The following is an 18,318-nucleotide window of genomic DNA, read 5'->3' on the forward strand; positions in this document are numbered from 1 at the left end:
GCCGGGGTGGGCCCCGTCCGCCGAATGCGGCGGGCGGGAACCGTCGCCTTGCCGGGCCGGATACCCTGGAAGACGCTCAGACCGCCCCCGACTCCGAGGACCGAAGCCGCCGTGTTCGATACTCTCTCCGACCGCCTCAGCGCGACTTTCAAAAACCTCCGCGGGAAAGGCCGGCTGAGCGAAGCGGACATCGACGCCACGGCGCGCGAGATCCGCATCGCGCTTCTCGAGGCCGACGTCGCCCTGCCCGTGGTCCGCACGTTCATCAAGAACGTCAAGGAGCGGTGCCTCGGCGTCGAGGTCTCCAAGGCCCTCAACCCCGGCCAGCAGGTCCTCAAGATCGTCAACGACGAGCTGGTCACCATCCTCGGCGGCGAGACCCGCCGGCTCCGCTTCGCCAAGCAGCCGCCCACCGTGATCATGCTGGCCGGTCTCCAGGGCGCCGGCAAGACCACCCTCGCGGGCAAGCTGGGCAAGTGGCTCAAGGAGCAGGGCCACTCCCCGCTGCTGGTCGCCTGCGACCTCCAGCGCCCGAACGCGGTGAACCAGCTCAGCGTCGTCGCCGAGCGCGCGGGCGTCGCGGTGTACGCGCCGGAGCCGGGCAACGGCGTCGGCGACCCGGTGAAGGTCGCCAAGGACTCCATCGACTTCGCGAAGTCCAAGGTCCACGACATCGTGATCGTGGACACCGCCGGCCGCCTCGGCATCGACGCCGAGATGATGCAGCAGGCCGCGGACATCCGCGACGCGGTCTCGCCGGACGAGATCCTCTTCGTCGTCGACGCCATGATCGGCCAGGACGCCGTCAACACGGCCGAGGCGTTCCGCGACGGTGTCGGCTTCGACGGTGTGGTGCTCTCCAAGCTGGACGGCGACGCCCGCGGTGGTGCCGCCCTGTCCATCCGGCAGATCACCGGCAAGCCGATCATGTTCGCGTCGAACGGCGAGAAGCTGGACGAGTTCGACGCGTTCCACCCGGACCGGATGGCCTCCCGCATCCTCGACATGGGTGACCTGCTCACCCTGATCGAGCAGGCGGAGAAGACGTTCAGCCAGGAAGAGGCCCAGAAGATGGCCTCGAAGCTGGCGTCCAAGAAGGGCCAGGACTTCACCCTGGACGACTTCCTGTCCCAGATGGAACAGGTCAGGAAGATGGGCAGCATCAGCAAGCTGCTCGGCATGCTCCCGGGCATGGGCCAGATCAAGGACCAGATCGCCAACCTGGACGAGCGGGACGTCGACCGCACCGCCGCGATCATCAAGTCGATGACCCCGGCCGAGCGGCAGGACCCGACGATCATCAACGGCTCCCGCCGCGCCCGTATCGCGCGGGGTTCCGGTGTCGAGGTCAGCGCGGTGAAGAACCTGGTCGACCGGTTCTTCGAGGCCCGCAAGATGATGTCGCGCATGGCGCAGGGCGGCGGTATGCCGGGCATGCCGGGGATCCCCGGCATGGGCGGCGGGCCCGGCCGGCAGAAGAAGCAGCAGAAGAAGGCCAAGGGCAAGCAGCGCTCCGGCAACCCGATGAAGCGCAGGCAGCAGGAGCTGGAGGAGGCCCAGCGCCGCGAGGCCGCCGCCGCGCAGGGCGGGAACGCCTTCGGGCTGCCGCAGCAGGGCGCTCAGGACTTCGAGCTGCCGGACGAGTTCAAGAAGTTCATGGGCTGACCCGGTCCGTACGCCGCGGGGGGCGCTCTTCCATGGGAAGGGCGCCCCCTGCGCATGCCGGTGCCGGAGCCGTGTCGTACCGTCCCCGTATGACCAACCCTGCTCCGCCGCGCAAGTCGCCGGACCAGCCATGGCGTACCGAGGGCGCCCCGGAGGAGCCGCCGCAGCCGCCGCCCGGCGGGGGCAGGATGCGGGGCGGCTGGTGGCGGCTGGTCCTCACCGCGCTGGTCGTGTACCTGATCGCGAACCTGGTGCTGTCGTACGTCGACCAGGCCAACGAGCCGACGATCTCGTACACCGAGTTCAGCAGGCAGGTGAACGACGGCAACGTCGCCAAGATCTACGCCAAGGGCGACTCCATCCAGGGCCAGCTCAAGAAGGAGCGGAAGAGCCCCGGGGGCGGCGGCGCGTACACCAAGTTCAACACCGAGCGGCCGTCCTTCGCGCACGACGACCTGTGGGCGAGCCTGACCAGGAACAAGGTCACGGTCACCGCCGAACCGGTCGTCCAGCACCGCAGCTTCCTGTCGAACCTGCTGATCTCGCTGGCGCCGATGCTGCTGCTGATCGCCGTCTGGGTGTTCATCGCCCGCCGGATGAGAGCGGGGCTCGGCGGAGCGGGCGGCATGCTCGGCCGCAAGGCGCCGCCGAAGCCGGTGGAACTGGTGCCGGGGCAGAAGCGCACCACGTTCGCCGACGTGGCCGGCATCGACGAGGTCGAGGGCGAACTGAACGACGTCGTGGACTTCCTGAAGAACCCCGACGCCTACCGCCGGATGGGCGCCAAGATGCCGCGCGGTGTGCTGCTCGCGGGTCCGCCCGGCACCGGCAAGACGCTGCTGGCGCGGGCCGTGGCCGGCGAGGCCGGCGTGCCGTTCTTCTCCGCCTCGGCCTCCGAATTCATCGAGATGATCGTGGGCGTGGGCGCCTCCCGGGTGCGGGAGCTGTTCGCGGAGGCCCGCAAGGTGGCGCCGTCGATCATCTTCATCGACGAGATCGACACCATCGGGCGGGCGCGCGGCGGCGGCGCGTCGATGGGCGGGCACGACGAGCGCGAGCAGACGCTGAACCAGATCCTCACCGAGATGGACGGCTTCTCCGGTGCGGAGGGCGTCATCGTGATCGCGGCCACCAACCGCGCCGACATCCTCGATCCGGCGCTGACCCGTCCCGGCCGTTTCGACCGAGTGGTGCAGGTCTCGCCGCCGGACCGCGGCGGGCGCCAGGCCATCCTGGAGATCCACACCCGGGAGATCCCGCTCGCCGACGACGTCGACCTCGCGCAGGTGGCCCGTACGACGCCGGGCATGACGGGCGCGGAACTGGCGAACCTCGCCAACGAGGCCGCGCTGCTCGCGGTCAAGCGGAAGCAGTCGCGGGTGACGCGGTCCGACCTGTCCGACGCGCTGGAGAAGGTCCAACTGGGCGCGGAGCGTCCGCTCGTGATGCCGGAGGAGGAGCGCCGGCGCACCGCGTACCACGAGGGCGGGCACGCCCTGCTGGGCATGCTGCAGCCCGGCGCCGACCCGGTCCGCAAGATCACGATCGTGCCGCGCGGCCGGGCGCTGGGCGTCACGCTGTCCACTCCGGAGTCGGACAAGTACGCGTACACCGAGGAGTACCTGCGCGGCCGGATCATCGGCGCGCTGGGCGGCATGGCGGCCGAGCAGGTGGTCTACAGCGAGATCACCACGGGTTCCGAGAGCGACCTGGAGCAGGTCACCCGCCTGGCCCGGGGCATGGTGTCGCGCTGGGGCATGAGCGAGCGGGTGGGCCGGCTGTCCGCGCTGCCGAACGACGCCCAGCAGGCGTACGGCCTCGCCGCGGCCCCGGGGACCCTGGACGTGATCGACGCCGAGATGCGCCGCGTCGTGGACGAGTGCTACGCCGAGGCGTGCCGCAAGCTGCGCGACCACCGGGCCCAGCTCGACGCGCTCGCCCACGCCCTGCTGGAGAACGAGACGCTGGAGGAGGCGGACGCGTACCGGGTCGCCGGCATCACCCGCCTGTCCAAGGACGCCGAGGGTTAGGACCTCGGTCCCGGCCTGATCCCGGCCTGATCCCGGCCTGATCCCGGCGAGAGAGCCTAGGGAACCCGGGCGATCAGGTAGCGGAAGACGTTCGGCATCCACACGGTGCCGTCCGGACGCAGGTGCGGGTGCAGGGCCTCGGTCAGCTCCTTGCCGACCTGCTGGGCGTCGCCCGCCTCGATCGCCGCGTCGAACAGGCCGGTCGACAGCAGTCCGCGTACGGCGCTGTCGAGGCCGGCGTAGCCGAACGGGCAGGCGACCCGGCCCGAGCCGTCCGGCCGCAGCCCGGCCCGCGCGGCGGCCTCCTCCAGGTCGTCGCGCCGGGCGGCCCGCCAGCCGCGGGCACCGGGCGGCGGACCGGCGAGACCGGCGGCCGCGCGCAGCACCGAGGAGGTCGCGCAGCGCTCGGGCGGTCCCCAGCCGGTCAGCACGACGGCGGCCCCGGGCGCCGCCAGCGGCAGCACACCCGCGAGGAGCGCGCCGAGCCCCTCGGGGTCGTCCGCGTGGCCGCCGACCGGCTCGAAGACGGTGACCAGGGTGTACGGGTCCGCCCGGGTGGCGGTCGAGGGCGCGGGCGGTGCGCCGAGGAGTCCGGGCGCGGTCCGCGCCCGCCCGCCGCCGGCGGGTCCGCGGCCGCGGGGTCTGTCCGGCGCCAGGCGCTCGCGCGCGAGGGCCAGCCGTTCGGGCGAGGCGGAGTCGACACCGGTGACGGCGGCGCCCCGCGCGGCCGCCATCAGCAGGGCGAGCCCGGAACCGCAGCGCAGGCCGAGCAGCCGGCTGGCGGGGCCCACGTCGAGCCGGTCGTACACGGCTTCGTAGAGCGGCACCAGCATCCGTTCCTGGATCTCGGACCAGTCACGCGCGCGTGCGCCCGGGTCCACGCCGGATGCGGAGGCCGTGGGGGACACGTGCTGCCGCACGAGCGTAGGTGTCATAGAAGCGCCCCAATCCGCCGACGGTTCGTCGCGGCGCCCGGTTGCGTGGCCCCCGTGCCGTGCGCGCGCCCTTCCACCTATGCCAGGTAACTCCCGGCTCGCGGTGCCGTCCAGGGGTTGTGGCGCCCGGCTTGGGCCGCGGACACGGGAGTGGCGAGAATTCACCTGCCGGCAATCTGCGCGGCCGTACGGTGGGCGCACACGGGGACGGGGCGGTGGCGGGGGGCCGGACGGCACCCGGTAACCTCACGCGGACCGGCGGCGCCGGCCCGGGCGGGACGACGGGCCGAGAGCGGCCGAAACCCCCCTTGCGCATGGGCCGGTCACCGTCACCGGGGCGCTCGCCACGGGACGCGCGGCGGGGCCTACGCACCAGCTTGGGCGGAGCTGCGCGCCTTCTGGGCAGATCAGCGCACCCGCCCTCGTCAGGACACATCAGCGGCAACTGACGGGTACGTGCAAATTATTTGAGATGCCCCGGAATAGGAACACGGAGGTACCTCCGCTCGTTGTGATTACGTGAGCACGACACAGACACCACCTGTTCTCGCCGCAGAGCTGGCGCAGGCGTGGGCCGACATTCAGCGGTACCACCCCGAGCTGCCCGACCTTGCCGCACCAGAGTCCCTGATCGGGGAGTCGTCGTCCGCGTGCGGGCACGAGCTCTCCTTCGAGCGACTGCTCCACGAAGCAGTCCACGGCATCGCCGCCGCCCGGGGCGTCCGTGACACCTCCCGGGCCGGCCGCTACCACAACCGCCGTTTCCTCGCGATCGCCGAGGAACTGGGCCTGGACCACTCCGAGGAGCCGCACCCGAGCAGCGGTTTCTCGCTGGTCACGCTCAATCCCGAGGCGAAGCGGCGCTACCGCCCGACCATCGACCGGCTCCAGCGCGCGCTGAAGGCCCACACCGTGGCCACCTCGTCCGACACCTCGCGCACCTTCCGCGGCCCGGCCGCCCGGCACGGCTCCTCCGGCGGCGGCGTGCGGGTCAAGGCGGTGTGCGACTGCGGGCGCAACGTCCGCGTCGTGCCGTCGGTCCTGGCCCAGGCGCCCATCGTCTGCGGCGGCTGCGGCAAGCCCTTCCGGATCCCGGACGTCGTGGGAGCGGCCTAGGCCTGCCCGGCGCTTCCCCTCCGCCCCGAAGGGCCGGACAGGCCCCGGGCGCGGCCGGCGGCCCCGGCACCGGACGGCGCACCCGACGTGACCTCACCTCCACGCCGGGTGCCCCACCGGCCTGCCCGGGGCGTCCGCCCGGCGCCCCCGGCCGGAAGCGGGGCGCGGGTGTGGCAGAATGGCTAGCTGTACTCGACAGCCGCAAAGGACCCCTCTCTCCTCCGGCTGACGCGTCCATCGGGCACTCGGGTACCGCAACCCCACGCGGCGTCTCGCCGTGCCCAACCACGTCAAATCCAGGAGAACCCACTCCAGTGGCAGTCAAGATCAAGCTGAAGCGTCTGGGCAAGATCCGTTCGCCTCACTACCGCATCGTCGTCGCCGACTCCCGTACCCGCCGTGACGGCCGGGCCATCGAGGAGATCGGCAAGTACCACCCGACCTACCACCCGTCGGTCATCGAGGTGGACGCCGAGCGGGTGGCGTACTGGCTGGGTGTCGGCGCGCAGCCGACCGAGCCCGTGCTCGCCATCCTGAAGAAGACCGGCGACTGGCAGAAGTTCAAGGGCGAGCCGGCCCCCGCGCCGCTGCTCACCGCCGAGCCCAAGCCGGCCCGTCCGTCGTTCGAGGCTCTCGGCGGCGACGACGAGGGCAAGGGTGAGGCCATCACCCAGAAGAAGAAGGCCGAGAAGAAGGACGAGGCGGCTGCTGAGTCCTCTGAGTCGACCGAGGCCTGAGCAGCATGCTCGAAGAGGCGCTTGAGCACCTCGTGAAGGGCATCGTCGACAACCCTGACGATGTGCAGGTCGCCTCGCGTGATCTGCGCCGCGGACGCGTGCTGGAGGTCCGGGTGCACCCGGACGACCTCGGCAAGGTGATCGGCCGCAACGGCCGTACCGCGCGCGCTCTGCGTACCGTCGTGGGCGCCATCGGCGGCCGCGGTGTCCGCGTCGACCTGGTCGATGTGGACCACGTCCGCTGACGCTTCATCGCAACCGGCTCGGGCCGGGGAGGGCCACTGGGCCGTCCCCGGCCCGCAGTCGTATGACAGGAGATTTGTACAGGTGCAGCTGGTAGTCGCACGGATCGGCCGTGCCCATGGCGTAAAGGGCGAGGTCACCGTCGAGGTACGTACCGACGAGCCGGAGCTGAGGCTGGGCCCCGGCGCCGTACTCGCCACCGATCCCGCCGCCGCGGGACCGCTGACCATCGAGACCGGGCGGGTGCACAGCGGCCGTCTGCTGTTGCGCTTCGCGGGCGTCACCGACCGCACCGGCGCCGAGGCCCTGCGCAACACCCTGCTGATCGCGGAGGTGGACCCGGAGGAGCTGCCGGAGGGCGAGGACGAGTACTACGACCATCAGCTCGTCGACCTCGACGTGGTCACCGCGGACGGCACGGAGGTCGGCCGGATCACCGAGATCTCCCACCTGCCCACGCAGGACCTGTTCATCGTGGAGCGCCCGGACGGCAGCGAGGTGCTGATCCCCTTCGTGGAGGAGATCGTCGCCGAGATCGACCTGGAGGAGCAGCGGGCCGTCATCACGCCCCCGCCGGGCCTGATCGACGACCGCGCCGAGATCGCGTCCACCCGGGACGCCGGGGACGAGGCGTGATGCGTCTCGACGTCGTCACCATCTTCCCCGAGTACCTGGAACCGCTGAACGTCTCCCTCGTCGGCAAGGCACGCGCGCGCGGACAGCTCGACGTCCACGTGCACGACCTGCGCGGATGGACGTACGACCGGCACAACACGGTCGACGACACCCCGTACGGCGGCGGCCCCGGCATGGTGATGAAGACCGGCCCCTGGGGTGACGCCCTGGACACCGTCCTCGCCGACGGCTACGAGACCGGCGCACGGACCCCCGCGCTGATCGTGCCCACGCCCAGCGGCCGGCCCTTCACCCAGGAACTCGCCGTCGAGCTGTCCGAACGCCCCTGGCTGATCTTCACACCGGCCCGCTACGAGGGCATCGACCGGCGCGTCGTGGACGAGTACGCCCAGCGGATGCCGGTCTACGAGGTCTCCATCGGCGACTACGTCCTCGCCGGCGGCGAGGCGGCCGTCCTGGTCGTCACGGAGGCCGTCGCCCGGCTGCTGCCCGGCGTCCTCGGCAACGCCGAGTCCCACCGCGACGACTCCTTCGCGCCCGGCGCGATGGCCAGCCTCCTCGAAGGGCCCGTCTACACCAAGCCGCCCGTCTGGCGCGGCCGGGACATCCCCGAGGTGCTGCTCAGCGGCCACCACGGCAAGATCGCCCGCTGGCGCCGCGACGAGGCCCTGCGGCGTACGACGGCCCACCGGCCCGACCTGATCGAGCGCTGCGACCCGAAGACCTTCGACAAGAAGGACCGCGAGATGCTCTCCATCCTGGGCTGGGAACCCGACCCGGACGGCGAGCCGTACGGCCGATTTTGGCGCCGGGCCGAGAGCGTGGAAGAATAGGCCGCTGCTGTGCGCCGTCCGGCGTGCGCCCCTGCCACAGGGGGACACGACGCCCGCCCCGATCCGCACGGCACTCCTCCTGGAACCCCTAGTTTCCGTTGATGACCTGTGGCATCAGCGAGGAAAGCAGACGAAATGTCCCACCTGCTCGACACCGTCGACTCCGCGTCGCTGCGCACCGACATCCCGGCCTTCCGCCCGGGTGACACCGTCAACGTCCACGTGCGCGTCATCGAGGGCAACCGCTCCCGTGTGCAGCAGTTCAAGGGCGTGGTGATCCGCCGCCAGGGCTCCGGCGTCCGCGAGACCTTCACGGTCCGCAAGGTCTCGTTCTCCGTCGGCGTCGAGCGCACCTTCCCGGTGCACACCCCGATCGTCGAGAAGATTGAGCTGGTCACCCGCGGTGACGTGCGCCGCGCCAAGCTGTACTACCTCCGTGAGCTGCGCGGCAAGGCCGCGAAGATCAAGGAGAAGCGCGACAGCTGACGCTTGTCCCTCGGTCACAGCGGAGCCGGATAGCATCTGGCCCCGATGGACACCGAAGCACAGCAGACGGAACGCGACCGCTCCTCCCCTCCCGGTTCCCCGGGGGCGGAGGGACGGTCGCGTTTCGCGTGGGCGGCCCGGGCCGCCGACTGGCTCCCGGGCGGCCGGATCACCCTCTGTGTGCTCACCGGCCTGACGTTCCTGCTGCTCCTGAACGCCTTCGTGGCGCAGCCTTTCGAGATCCCCAGCGGATCCATGGAGCAGGGCTTGAGGATCGGCGACCGCATCCTCGTAAACAAGGTGGCGTACCGTTTCGGTGCCGCGCCGCGCCGCGGTGACGTGATCGTGTTCGACGGCACCGGGTACTTCGGGGACGCCGACTACGTCAAGCGCGTGGTCGGGGTGGGCGGAGACCATGTGACGTGCTGCGACACGAGGGGGAGGATCGAGGTGAACGGCCGGCCGGTGGACGAGACCGCGTTCCTCTACCCCGGGGACGGCGCCTCCAGCGTGCCCTTCGACGTCGTCGTGCCCCCGGGCCGCCTGTTCGTCCTCGGCGACCACCGCGACGACTCCAGCGACTCCCGCGACCACCTCGGCTCGCCCGGCGGCGGCATGATCCCGGTCGGGGACGTCATCGGCCGCGCCGACTGGATCATCTGGCCGTACTCCCACTGGACGCGGCTGACCCGCCCGGCCGCCTACGCGCGCGTGCCCGCCGCGGCGGAGGGCGCGCATGGGTAGCCGCGGCAAGCCGCGCGGGGTGCCCGCCGGACCGGCCGGCAACCTGCTGCCCACCGGGGCCCGCCGCGCCTCCGCGCCCGGCGGCGGCCGCACGCGCGCGGAGCGCCGCAGGCTCCAGCGCAAGGTCAAGCGCAAGCGCAGACGTTCCGCCGTCCGGGAGATCCCCCTGCTGGTCGGGGTCGCCGTCCTCATCGCGCTCGTCCTGAAGACGTTCCTGGTCCAGGCGTTCGTGATCCCGTCCGGGTCCATGGAGCAGACCATCCGGATCGGCGACCGGGTGCTGGTCGACAAGCTCACGCCCTGGTTCGGCTCCGAACCGCGGCGCGGGGACGTCGTCGTCTTCCACGACCCGGGCGGCTGGCTCCAGGACGAGCAGACCGCCGGGAAGTCCGCTCCCGTCGTCGTCAAACAGCTCAAGGAAGGGCTCAGCTTCATCGGGCTGCTGCCGTCCGACAACGAGAAGGACCTGATCAAGCGGGTCATCGGAGTCGGCGGTGACCACGTCAGATGCTGTGACGCCCGGGGCCGCGTCACCGTCAACGGCGTGCCCCTCACCGAGGGCGGCTACCTCTACCCGGGCGACGTCCCCTCCGCCCAGCCCTTCGACATCACCGTGCCCAAGGGCCGGCTGTGGGTGATGGGCGACCACCGGGGCAACTCCGCGGACTCCCGCTTCCACCAGGACACGCCTTACGGCGGCACGGTCTCCGTGGACTCGGTCGTCGGCCGGGCCATGGTCATCGGCTGGCCGGTCGGCCACTGGACGCGCCTGGAGGAACCTAAAACCTTTGCAAGCGTCACCGACTCGGCGCCGGGGACGGCCGCCGTTTCCCGGCCGTCGCATAGGGTTGCCCCCGAGAACCGGAACGGAATGACCCAGCTCCCGACCCCTGCGGAACTCCCGCTCGTTATGGGAGTGGTGGGCCTGCGCCGAGTCTGGGGCAGGCGGCGGCACGGAGTGAGGAGTTGGCGTGGGGGATGTGGCGGTTGGCGCACGGTCGGGACACGACGGCGAGGAGAACCGCGGGCACCCCGTGGCCCCGGACGGTCCCGTACCGGACGGCGGCATGACCTCCCGGAACGACGGGACGGCGGGTGACGAGGGCGCCCCGCAGGACGAGCGGCCCGGCGCCGCGGACACGGACGAGGGGACGCGCCGGCCGAAGAAGCCGCGGTCCTTCTGGAAGGAACTGCCGATCCTGATCGGCATCGCGCTGGTCCTGGCGCTGCTGATCAAGACGTTCCTGGTCCAGGCGTTCTCGATCCCGTCCGACTCGATGCAGAACACCCTCCAGCAGGGCGACCGCGTCCTGGTCGACAAGCTCACCCCGTGGTTCGGCTCCAAGCCCGAGCGCGGCGAGGTCGTCGTCTTCCACGACCCCGACGAATGGCTGGCGGGCGAGCCGACCCCGACGCCGAACCCGGTGCAGAAATTCCTCAGCTGGATCGGCCTGATGCCCTCGGCGGAGGAGAAGGACCTGATCAAGCGGGTGATCGGAGTCGGCGGCGACACGGTCGAGTGCAAGAACAGCGGCCCGCTGAAGGTTAACGGCAAGGCGCTGAACGAGCCGTACGTCTACCCCGGCAACACGCCGTGCAGCGTGGACGACCAGGGCGGCCAGTTCAAGGTCAAGGTGCCCAAGGGCTTCATCTGGGTGATGGGCGACCACCGCCAGAACTCCCGTGACTCCCGCTACAACCAGTCCGACGTGAACCACGGCATGGTCCCGGTCGAGAAGGTCGTCGGCCGCGCGATCGTCAAGGCGTGGCCGGTCAACCGCTGGGGCACCCTGCCGATCCCGGACACCTTCGACCAGCCCGGCCTCGGCGAGCAGACCTCCGCCGCCGCGTCCCTGCCGGTGGCCCCGCAGGGCGTGGCCGTCGCCGCGGTGCTGCCGGTGGTGGTGTGGCGGCGCCGGCGCACGGCCCGCGCGAGCGCCGGGAAGCAGTAGCCCCGACCGCCGCCGCCCCGGCCGCGGGGCGAGGGCTCCCGCGGGCGGGGGCCGCACGCAGGCGGGGGCCGCGGAAGAGGGGCTGCCCCCGCTCGGTACCGCCGGGTAGGGTGCGGGTCCATGGGTGGCGAGAGCATGACGCGTACGGCCCCGCACGGCGGCGGCACCGGCACGGCACCGGCCGGCGGCGGCCGGCTCGGGCAGCGGATCTCCGGACTGGCCGTGGCGCTGGGCCTGGTGCTGTTCCTGGGCGGCTTCGCCTGGGGAGCGGTGGTCTACCGGCCGTACACCGTGCCCACCGCCTCCATGTCGCCCACCATCGGCGTCGGCGACCGGGTGCTGGCCCAGCGAGTCGACGGCGACGAGGTGCGCCGCGGTGACGTGGTCGTCTTCGAGGACCGGGACTGGGTCAGCGACGCCAAGGTGGTCAAGCGGGTGGTCGCCGTGGGCGGGGACACCGTCTCCTGCTGCACCGACGGCAGGCTGACCGTCAACGGCAAGCGGATCGAGGAGCCGTACCTGCCCGCGGACGGCCTGGCCGGGAACAAGAAGTTCGCCGCGGTGACCGTCCCGGAGGGCCGGCTGTTCCTCCTCGGCGACGAACGCCAGGGCTCCCTGGACTCCACCGCCCACCTCACCGACGCGGCCCGGGGCACCGTCTCCCGGGACGCCGTCTCCGCCCGCGTGGACGCCGTCGTCTGGCCCTGGAAGGGCGGGCTCCAGCGCCCCACCGGCTTCGAGACGCTCGGCGCGCTCTCCCGGCCGGGCCCGCTGCGCACCATCGAGCTGCTGATCCTGGCCGGCGCGGTCCTGGTCCTCGGCGGCGGCGCCTACGGCCCGGTCGCCGCCCGCCTCGGCCGCTCCCGCACCACCACGACCCGCCCGGAGGCGGCCGGTGCCCGCTGAGCCGGGGGACGAGGTCTTCGAAGGCGAGGGTCCGGGCGCCGGTGTGCGCAAGGTGGCCCGGGTGGTCCTGCTCGACCCCGCGGACCGCATCCTGCTGCTGCACGGCCACGAGCCCGACGACCCCTCCGACGACTGGTGGTTCACGCCCGGCGGCGGCCTGGAGGGCGCCGAGACACGCGAGGAGGCGGCGCTGCGCGAACTCGCCGAGGAGACCGGCATCACCGACGTCGAACTGGGCCCGGTGCTCTGGCGGCGGCGGTGCTCGTTCCCGTTCGCGGGCCGCCGCTGGGACCAGGACGAGTGGTACTACCTGGCCCGTACGAGCCAGACGGTGACCACGGCCACGGGACTGACGGAGCTGGAACGGCGCAGCGTCGTCGGAGCGCGCTGGTGGACGTGTCGGGAACTGGCCCGGGCACGTGAGACGGTGTACCCGACCAGACTCGCCGGGCTGCTGCGCACGCTGCTCGTCGAAGGTCCCCCCGCCAGACCCGTGACCCTTGACACGGAAATCGTCTGAGGGCCCCCAGGACTGGCGCACAATGGTGGGATCGCACGGCTGAAGGGGAACATGCCATGAGCGCCGAGGACCTCGAGAAGTACGAGACCGAGATGGAGCTGAAGCTCTACCGGGAGTACCGAGATGTCGTCGGTCTGTTCAAATACGTGATCGAGACCGAGCGGCGTTTCTATCTCACCAACGACTACGAGATGCAGGTGCACTCGGTGCAGGGCGAGGTCTTCTTCGAGGTGACGATGGCCGACGCCTGGGTCTGGGACATGTACCGGCCGGCTCGCTTCGTCAAGCAGGTCCGCGTCCTCACGTTCAAGGACGTGAACATCGAGGAGCTGAACAAGAGCGATCTGGAGCTGCCGGGCGGCTGATGACGTTGCGGTTCCATGGTCTATGACCTGCGGTTCCGTGGCCGGGGACCTGCGGTTCCGTGGGCCGCCCGTGGGTGGATTCACCCGTCCGGGTGAGGGAGTTCTCCACAACCGCCGGGTAGTCCACGAAGATCAACTTCGCGGGCCGGGATGCGTGACGGTGGGCGCCGGAGGTGGTGCCGACATGAACGCACGAGAGGCAATCGGCAAGTACGGCGAGGACCTGGCCGCGCGCCGGCTCGCCGAGACCGGCCTGACGATCCTGGAGCGCAACTGGCGCGGCGGACGGGCCGGCGAGATCGACATCGTCGCGCGGGACGGCGACACGCTGGTCGTGTGCGAGGTGAAGACCCGCACGGGCGGGGCGTACGAGCATCCGATGGCCGCGCTGACCCAGGAGAAGGCGGCCCGGCTCCGCGCCCTCGCCGAGCACTGGATCCAGGCCCACGGCGGAGCCCCGCCGGGCGGCGTCCGCATCGACTTCGTCGGCGTCCTGCTGCCCCGCCGGGGCGCCCCGTCCGTCGAGCACGCGCGGGGGGTGGTCTGAATGGCCTTCGCCCGTACGTGCTCGGTGGCGCTGGTCGGCGTCGAGGGCGTGGTCGTCGAGGTCCAGGCCGACCTGGAACCGGGAGTCGCCGCGTTCACCCTGGTCGGCCTCCCGGACAAGAGCCTGACGGAGAGCCGCGACCGGGTGCGCGCCGCGGTGGTGAACTCGGGCGCGGCCTGGCCGGCCAAGAAACTCACGGTCGGACTCAGCCCGGCGTCGGTGCCCAAGAGCGGCAGCGGCTTCGACCTGGCCGTCGCCGCCGCCGTCCTCGGCGCGGCCGAACGCGTCGATCCGCGCGTGCTCGCCGACATCGTCATGATCGGGGAACTGGGCCTCGACGGCCGGGTCCGCCCGGTCCGCGGCATCCTGCCGGCGGTCCTCGCCGCGGCGGACGCGGGGTACGAGCAGGTGGTCGTGCCCGAGTGCGCCGCCGCCGAGGCGTCGCTGGTCCCCGGTGTCTCCGTGCTCGGCATCCGCAGCCTGCGGCAGCTCATCGCGGTCCTGGCCGAGGAGCCCGTCCCCGAGGAGGAACCGGACGAACAGGGCCGCCCCGATCCCCTCCTCGCCGGACTGCGGGTCCCGGGCACGGGCGCCGCCACCGGCATGCACAGCACCGGCGCGGCACAGCACGACCACGGTCACGACCTGGCGGACGTCGTGGGACAGACCTCCGCCCGCACGGCCGTGGAAGTGGCCGCCGCGGGCGGGCACCACCTGTTCCTGGAAGGACCGCCCGGCGCGGGCAAGACCATGCTCGCCGAACGCCTCCCCGCCGTCCTGCCCCGGCTCACCCGGCAGGAGTCGCTGGAGGTCACGGCGGTGCACTCGGTCGCCGGGCTGCTGCCGCCGGGCAAGCCGCTCGTCGACACCGCTCCCTACTGCGCCCCGCACCACTCGGCCACGATGCAGTCGCTCGTCGGCGGCGGCCCCGGCATCGCCCGGCCCGGCGCGGTCTCCCTGGCCCACCGGGGCGTGCTGTTCCTGGACGAGGCACCCGAGTTCCACGGCCAGACCCTGGACGCCCTGCGGCAGCCCCTGGAGTCGGGGCACGTCGTGATCGCGCGCAGCGCCGGCGTGGTCCGGTTCCCGGCGCGGTTCCTGATGGTCCTCGCGGCCAACCCGTGCCCCTGCGGGCGCTTCTCGCCGCGCGACGCGCTGTGCGAGTGCCCGCCCTCGGCGATCCGCCGCTACCAGTCCCGGCTGTCCGGCCCGCTGCTCGACCGGGTCGACCTGCGGGTGGAGGTCGACCCGGTCACCCGGGCCCAGCTCACCGCGCCGGGCGCCCGGGGCGAGTCCACGGCGGCCGTCGCCGGCCGGGTGCGCCAGGCCCGGGAGCGGGCGGCGGCCCGCCTCGCCGGCACGCCGTGGCGCACCAACAGCGAGGTGCCCGGCCGCGAACTGCGCAGCCGGTACGTGGCCGCCGCCGGGGCGATGGACGAGGCCGAACGCGGTCTGGAGCGGGGCGTGCTCACCGCCCGCGGCATCGACCGGGTCCTGCGCGTCGCCTGGACGGTCGCCGACCTCGTCGGACACGACCGCCCGGACGCGACGGACGTCGCCCTGGCACTGCAACTGCGCACCGGCGTCCCCCGAGGGGTGCCGATGGCCCTCGGGGCGCTGACATGACCGGCCCGGGGGAGCCGGACGGTGAACGGCTCGGGCGGGTCTTCCTCGGCCGGGTGACCGAGCCCGGGGACGAGGTCGCGGGGCGGTGGGTGCGCGAGTTCGGGGTGCGGGAGGTGGTGCGGCGGCTGCGGTGCGGCGGCGCCGCCCTGCCGGGGGTGAGTCCCACCCGGTGGGCGGGCCTGGTCGCGCGCGCCGGGCGGGCCGCGCCGGAACGGGACCTGGCCGAGGCCCGCGCCGTGGACGCGCGGTTCGTGTGCCCGGGAGACGGGGAGTGGCCCGGCCAGCTCGACGACCTCGGGGACGCCCGGCCGCTCGGGCTGTGGGTGCGCGGCCGGCCCAGCCTCAGGATGTGGGCGCTGCGCTCGGTCGCCGTGGTGGGCGCCCGCGCCTGCACCGCCTACGGCAGCCATGCCGCCGCCACCCTGGCCGCCGCCCTCGCCGAGCACGGCTGGGTCGTGGTCTCCGGCGGGGCCTACGGCATCGACGGCGCCGCCCACCGGGGCGCCCTCGCCGCCCGCGGCGCCACCGTCGCCGTCCTCGCCTGCGGCGTCGACCAGCCCTACCCGCGCGGCCACGCCGCCCTCATCGGCCGCATCGCGCACCAGGGCCTGGTCGTGGGCGAACTGCCACCGGGAGATCACCCGACGCCCAGCCGGTTCATCCTCCGCAACCGGGTGATCGCCGCGCTCACCCGGGGCACCGTCGTCGTGGAGGCCGCCCGCCGCAGCGGCTCGCTGGCCACCGCGCGGGCCGCGCAGCGCCTGGGCCGGTTCACCATGGGCGTGCCCGGCCCGGTCACCAGCGCCCTGTCCGCGGGCGTGCACGACCTGCTGCGCGGGGAGGCCACCCTGGTCACCGACGCCCCGGAGGTCATCGAACTCGTCGGCGGCATCGGCGACCTCGCACCGGCCCACCGGGGCCCCGTCCTCCCGCGCGACCTGCTCCACCCGGACGCCCGCTGCGTCCTCGCCGCCCTGCCCGGCGACCGCGCGGCCCCCGCCGAGGAGATCGCCCTCGGCGCGCGCACCACCCCGGAGGACGCGATCGCGAGACTGTACGAACTGCGGGCACTGGGTTATGTCGAACGACACGGCGATGGCTGGAAGTTGACACGCCAGGCGGTGATCTCGGTCCGGGACGGCCGCCACCCTCGCTGACCGACCGTGTTCGGCCGTCCGGGGGAACACCCGACGCCCTTGGGGTTTCCCGGAGTTGGCGCCCCCGGCCGGTGACGGAGAGCGAGCCGGCGTACGCGGTCACCCGCCCGGCGCGAGCCACCCGCGCAGGGGTGGAGCCGTCCTGTTCGCACACCGCGACTCCTCAGTCACGCTACGCTCACGAAATGCGGTGACGCAGACCGCGGCAACCCGACACCAGACCGACACCTCACCCAGTCAGCCCCTTCCGCCCACGATCCCCCCTCCCGCCCTTTTCGCAGCACTTCACGGCAGAACGGCACAAGGCGACGAATGCCCCAGCACACCTCCGGGTCCGACCGGGCGGCGATCCCCCCAGCCGCCCGCGACGGTGGCAGCGTGCGACCGCCCGCTCCCTCGACGCTCGACGAGCTGTGGCGGTCGTACAAGGCGACGGGGGACGAGCGGCTGCGGGAGCAGTTGATCCTGCACTACTCGCCGCTGGTCAAGTACGTCGCGGGCCGGGTGAGCGTCGGGCTGCCGCCCAATGTGGAGCAGGCCGACTTCGTCTCCTCGGGGGTGTTCGGGCTGATCGACGCGATCGAGAAATTCGACATCGACCGGGAGATCAAGTTCGAGACGTACGCGATCACCCGGATCCGGGGCGCGATGATCGACGAACTGCGCGCGCTGGACTGGATCCCGCGTTCGGTGCGGCAGAAGGCGCGGAACGTCGAGCGCGCCTACGCCACCCTGGAGGCGCGGCTGCGGCGCACCCCGACGGAGGGCGAGGTCGCCGCCGAGCTGGGCATGGAGGTCGACGAACTGCACGCGGTGTTCAGCCAGTTGTCGCTGGCCAACGTGGTCGCCCTGGAGGAGCTGCTGCACGTCGGCGGCGAGGGCGGGGACCGGCTCAGCCTGATGGACACGCTGGAGGACACCGCCGCCGACAACCCGGTGGAGGTGGCCGAGGACCGGGAGCTGCGGCGGTTTCTGGCCAGGGCGATCAACACGCTGCCCGAGCGGGAGAAGACCGTGGTCACCCTGTACTACTACGAGGGCCTCACGCTCGCCGAGATCGGCAACGTGCTCGGCGTCACCGAGAGCCGGGTGAGCCAGATCCACACCAAGTCGGTCCTCCAGCTCCGGGCCAAGCTGGCCGGCTTCGGCCGCTGAAGCCCGCGCCCCGGCCGGAGGGCGGGTCCGTACAGTGGTCGCCGTGCCAAGGATTCGAGCGGCCTCCGTGGCCGAACACCGGTCGATGCAGCGAGCCGCCCTGCTGGACGCGGCTCGGACCCTGCTGTCGGAGGGCGGGACGGAGGCGCTGACCTTCCCCGCGCTGGCCGAGCGGACGGGCCTGGCGCGGTCGTCCGTGTACGAGTACTTCGCGTCACGGGCCGCGGTGGTCGAGGAGCTGTGCGCGGTCGACTTCCCGGTGTGGGCGGCCGAGGTCGCGGCGGCGATGGAGCGTGCCGGCTCCGCCGAGGGCAAGGTCGAGGCGTATGTGCGGCGGCAGCTCGCGCTGGTCGGGGACCGGCGGCACCGGGCGGTGGTGGCCATCTCCGCGAGCGAGCTGGACGCCGGCGCGCGGGAGAAGATCCGGGCCGCCCACGGAGAGCTGGTCGCGATGATCGTCGAGGCACTGGGCGGGCTGGGGCACGAGCAGCCCCGGCTGGCGGCGATGCTGGTGCAGGGCATCGTGGACGCGGCGGTGCGCAGGATCGAACGGGGCGTCGCGGAGGACCCGGCGGCGGTCACGAACGCGGCGGTGGCCCTGGCCCTGCGCGGCGTGACGGGCTGAGCCTCGCCGGCGGCGCCCGGTGCCGACCCGGGGAGCCCGG

The 18,318-nt window shown here is 72.6% G+C and carries 20 protein-coding genes; 19 read left to right on the forward strand and 1 reads right to left on the reverse strand.

Features of this window, described 5'->3' with window-relative positions; genetic code table 11:
• Window positions 1-111 precede the first annotated feature (111 nt).
• Window positions 112-1,665 carry a signal recognition particle protein gene (gene ffh, locus ACZ4SV_RS30070; RefSeq protein WP_365872021.1) on the forward strand — a complete coding sequence of 518 codons (1,554 nt, stop codon included), beginning with the start codon at window positions 112-114 and terminating at the stop codon, window positions 1,663-1,665.
• Window positions 1,666-1,754: 89 nt separating this feature from the next.
• Window positions 1,755-3,695: an ATP-dependent zinc metalloprotease FtsH gene (gene ftsH / locus ACZ4SV_RS30075; protein WP_468007947.1), complete on the forward strand. Its 1,941-nt coding sequence runs from the start codon at window positions 1,755-1,757 to the stop codon at window positions 3,693-3,695.
• Window positions 3,696-3,751: 56 nt separating this feature from the next.
• Here ftsH and ACZ4SV_RS30080 read toward each other — a convergent pair whose 3' ends face one another.
• Window positions 3,752-4,630, reverse strand: a complete 879-nt coding sequence (locus ACZ4SV_RS30080; protein WP_468007949.1) for a class I SAM-dependent methyltransferase — start codon at window positions 4,628-4,630, stop codon at window positions 3,752-3,754.
• 519 nt (window positions 4,631-5,149) lie between these two features.
• Between ACZ4SV_RS30080 and ACZ4SV_RS30085 the strand changes: the two genes are divergently transcribed.
• The 17 genes from ACZ4SV_RS30085 to ACZ4SV_RS30165 all read left to right on the forward strand — a co-directional run bounded on the left by ACZ4SV_RS30085 (window position 5,150) and on the right by ACZ4SV_RS30165 (window position 18,278).
• Complete coding sequence (locus ACZ4SV_RS30085; protein WP_365872025.1) at window positions 5,150-5,746, forward strand: hypothetical protein; 597 nt, start codon at window positions 5,150-5,152, stop codon at window positions 5,744-5,746.
• A 314-nt stretch (window positions 5,747-6,060) separates the two neighbouring features.
• Window positions 6,061-6,483, forward strand: coding sequence for a 30S ribosomal protein S16 (rpsP, locus tag ACZ4SV_RS30090; protein ID WP_365872027.1), 423 nt, complete (start codon window positions 6,061-6,063; stop codon window positions 6,481-6,483).
• Between the two features lie 5 nt (window positions 6,484-6,488).
• On the forward strand, window positions 6,489-6,728 hold the full coding sequence (locus ACZ4SV_RS30095; protein WP_005479813.1) for an RNA-binding protein: 240 nt from the start codon (window positions 6,489-6,491) through the stop codon (window positions 6,726-6,728).
• A gap of 82 nt (window positions 6,729-6,810) precedes the next feature.
• Window positions 6,811-7,362, forward strand: a complete 552-nt coding sequence (gene rimM, locus ACZ4SV_RS30100; protein ID WP_365872030.1) for a ribosome maturation factor RimM — start codon at window positions 6,811-6,813, stop codon at window positions 7,360-7,362.
• On the forward strand, window positions 7,362-8,195 hold the full coding sequence (gene trmD / locus ACZ4SV_RS30105) for a tRNA (guanosine(37)-N1)-methyltransferase TrmD (protein WP_468007952.1): 834 nt from the start codon (window positions 7,362-7,364) through the stop codon (window positions 8,193-8,195). Before rimM ends, trmD begins: the two co-directional genes overlap by 1 nt.
• A gap of 135 nt (window positions 8,196-8,330) precedes the next feature.
• Window positions 8,331-8,681 (forward strand): 50S ribosomal protein L19, encoded by a 351-nt coding sequence (gene rplS / locus ACZ4SV_RS30110; protein ID WP_468007954.1) that lies wholly within the window; start codon window positions 8,331-8,333, stop codon window positions 8,679-8,681.
• Between the two features lie 45 nt (window positions 8,682-8,726).
• Complete coding sequence (gene lepB, locus ACZ4SV_RS30115) at window positions 8,727-9,425, forward strand: signal peptidase I (protein ID WP_468007956.1); 699 nt, start codon at window positions 8,727-8,729, stop codon at window positions 9,423-9,425.
• A complete protein-coding gene (lepB, locus tag ACZ4SV_RS30120; RefSeq protein ID WP_365872036.1) occupies window positions 9,418-10,524 on the forward strand; it encodes a signal peptidase I in 1,107 nt (368 codons plus the stop codon). The genes lepB (ACZ4SV_RS30115) and lepB (ACZ4SV_RS30120) overlap by 8 nt, the downstream gene beginning before the upstream one ends.
• Window positions 10,493-11,377 carry a signal peptidase I gene (lepB, locus tag ACZ4SV_RS30125; protein ID WP_468007959.1) on the forward strand — a complete coding sequence of 295 codons (885 nt, stop codon included), beginning with the start codon at window positions 10,493-10,495 and terminating at the stop codon, window positions 11,375-11,377. Before lepB (ACZ4SV_RS30120) ends, lepB (ACZ4SV_RS30125) begins: the two co-directional genes overlap by 32 nt.
• Window positions 11,378-11,497: 120 nt before the next feature.
• Window positions 11,498-12,283: a signal peptidase I gene (gene lepB / locus ACZ4SV_RS30130; protein ID WP_468007961.1), complete on the forward strand. Its 786-nt coding sequence runs from the start codon at window positions 11,498-11,500 to the stop codon at window positions 12,281-12,283.
• Window positions 12,273-12,803 carry an NUDIX hydrolase gene (locus tag ACZ4SV_RS30135; RefSeq protein WP_468007963.1) on the forward strand — a complete coding sequence of 177 codons (531 nt, stop codon included), beginning with the start codon at window positions 12,273-12,275 and terminating at the stop codon, window positions 12,801-12,803. The genes lepB (ACZ4SV_RS30130) and ACZ4SV_RS30135 overlap by 11 nt, the downstream gene beginning before the upstream one ends.
• A 56-nt stretch (window positions 12,804-12,859) precedes the next feature.
• Window positions 12,860-13,168 (forward strand): DUF2469 domain-containing protein, encoded by a 309-nt coding sequence (locus tag ACZ4SV_RS30140; protein ID WP_014675276.1) that lies wholly within the window; start codon window positions 12,860-12,862, stop codon window positions 13,166-13,168.
• Window positions 13,169-13,352: 184 nt separating this feature from the next.
• Entirely contained in the window at window positions 13,353-13,715 is a 363-nt protein-coding gene (locus tag ACZ4SV_RS30145) for a YraN family protein (protein ID WP_365872044.1), read from the forward strand.
• A complete protein-coding gene (locus tag ACZ4SV_RS30150) occupies window positions 13,716-15,341 on the forward strand; it encodes a YifB family Mg chelatase-like AAA ATPase (RefSeq protein WP_468007965.1) in 1,626 nt (541 codons plus the stop codon). It abuts the gene before it with no gap.
• Window positions 15,338-16,498, forward strand: coding sequence for a DNA-processing protein DprA (gene dprA, locus ACZ4SV_RS30155; protein ID WP_468007967.1), 1,161 nt, complete (start codon window positions 15,338-15,340; stop codon window positions 16,496-16,498). The genes ACZ4SV_RS30150 and dprA overlap by 4 nt, the downstream gene beginning before the upstream one ends.
• 312 nt (window positions 16,499-16,810) lie before the next feature.
• Window positions 16,811-17,653, forward strand: a complete 843-nt coding sequence (whiG, locus tag ACZ4SV_RS30160; RefSeq protein WP_365872051.1) for an RNA polymerase sigma factor WhiG — start codon at window positions 16,811-16,813, stop codon at window positions 17,651-17,653.
• A 67-nt stretch (window positions 17,654-17,720) separates the two neighbouring features.
• On the forward strand, window positions 17,721-18,278 hold the full coding sequence (locus ACZ4SV_RS30165) for a TetR/AcrR family transcriptional regulator (protein WP_468008109.1): 558 nt from the start codon (window positions 17,721-17,723) through the stop codon (window positions 18,276-18,278).
• The last annotated feature ends 40 nt before the right edge of the window (window positions 18,279-18,318 follow it).

The organism is Streptomyces sp. NPDC027672, from assembly GCF_055566335.1.

Excerpts from the sequence above, each read along its gene's own strand:
- ftsH (WP_468007947.1), top strand. The coding sequence starts at position 1,755 with ATGACCAACCCTGCTCCGCCGCGCAAGTCGCCGGACCAGCCATGGCGT.
- ACZ4SV_RS30080 (WP_468007949.1), bottom strand. The coding sequence starts at position 4,630 with ATGACACCTACGCTCGTGCGGCAGCACGTGTCCCCCACGGCCTCCGCA.
- ACZ4SV_RS30095 (WP_005479813.1), top strand. The coding sequence starts at position 6,489 with ATGCTCGAAGAGGCGCTTGAGCACCTCGTGAAGGGCATCGTCGACAAC.
- trmD (WP_468007952.1), top strand. The coding sequence starts at position 7,362 with ATGCGTCTCGACGTCGTCACCATCTTCCCCGAGTACCTGGAACCGCTG.
- rplS (WP_468007954.1), top strand. The coding sequence starts at position 8,331 with ATGTCCCACCTGCTCGACACCGTCGACTCCGCGTCGCTGCGCACCGAC.
- lepB (WP_468007956.1), top strand. The coding sequence starts at position 8,727 with ATGGACACCGAAGCACAGCAGACGGAACGCGACCGCTCCTCCCCTCCC.
- lepB (WP_365872036.1), top strand. The coding sequence starts at position 9,418 with ATGGGTAGCCGCGGCAAGCCGCGCGGGGTGCCCGCCGGACCGGCCGGC.
- lepB (WP_468007959.1), top strand. The coding sequence starts at position 10,493 with ATGACCTCCCGGAACGACGGGACGGCGGGTGACGAGGGCGCCCCGCAG.
- lepB (WP_468007961.1), top strand. The coding sequence starts at position 11,498 with ATGGGTGGCGAGAGCATGACGCGTACGGCCCCGCACGGCGGCGGCACC.
- ACZ4SV_RS30140 (WP_014675276.1), top strand. The coding sequence starts at position 12,860 with ATGAGCGCCGAGGACCTCGAGAAGTACGAGACCGAGATGGAGCTGAAG.
- ACZ4SV_RS30145 (WP_365872044.1), top strand. The coding sequence starts at position 13,353 with ATGAACGCACGAGAGGCAATCGGCAAGTACGGCGAGGACCTGGCCGCG.
- ACZ4SV_RS30150 (WP_468007965.1), top strand. The coding sequence starts at position 13,716 with ATGGCCTTCGCCCGTACGTGCTCGGTGGCGCTGGTCGGCGTCGAGGGC.
- dprA (WP_468007967.1), top strand. The coding sequence starts at position 15,338 with ATGACCGGCCCGGGGGAGCCGGACGGTGAACGGCTCGGGCGGGTCTTC.
- whiG (WP_365872051.1), top strand. The coding sequence starts at position 16,811 with ATGCCCCAGCACACCTCCGGGTCCGACCGGGCGGCGATCCCCCCAGCC.